Source organism: Vibrio sp. 10N.222.55.C6 (assembly GCF_041473395.1).
GTDB classification, from domain to species: domain Bacteria; phylum Pseudomonadota; class Gammaproteobacteria; order Enterobacterales; family Vibrionaceae; genus Vibrio; species Vibrio crassostreae_C.
Window position 1 is genome coordinate 1 of the sequence record NZ_JBFRSD010000784.1, and the last position, 562, is coordinate 562.

Consider the following 562-nt stretch of genomic DNA (forward strand, 5'->3'; position numbering starts at 1 on the left):
GCGCAGGATGCTGAGCCTACAATCATTAGTAAGACTATAGTGAACCCGTAGACATCTAAACCTGTAATTGATTCAGACACTCCCCACATTTTGATAGTAATTGCAGGTAAGAAAGACCCAATTGCAACGAGACCATATGATGCAGTTCCAAGTTTGTTTAGAACTTTTGGCGTTTGAGTTTCGTTAGCATTAACTGTTGTTGCTTCCATGATATTGATAAATCCATAACTAATTTGATATAAACATTGAACCATTTCAATGTGCAACAATATTGTATTAACTTTGTCTCGTATTTTAAAGCTGTAAGTGGTTATGCGAATGATTTATTTCAACAATTACTCATCGATCTCCTGAATCACCGTTTCTATTCCGAAGATTACAAAAACAATACATAGCTCCAATGTATCAGGTGTGTTTATGTCTACCCAGTATGAATAATTAGTAAATATGGGTTGTGCAAAATAAGCACGACTTTTACTGAAATACAATAACTGAATCCTATATCCCCACTCACACCGCCTCTCAACCATTCACTCCTCATTATTACCATTCGTCGCATTGG

At 36.1% G+C, this 562-nt stretch carries 1 protein-coding gene; it reads right to left on the reverse strand.

All coding sequences use genetic code 11. From position 1 onward, the window contains the following. A partial coding sequence (locus AB4486_RS26160) for a hypothetical protein (RefSeq protein WP_372119669.1) occupies nucleotides 1-209 on the reverse strand: 209 nt, incomplete at its 3' end. Nucleotides 210-562: the final 353 nt, after the last annotated feature.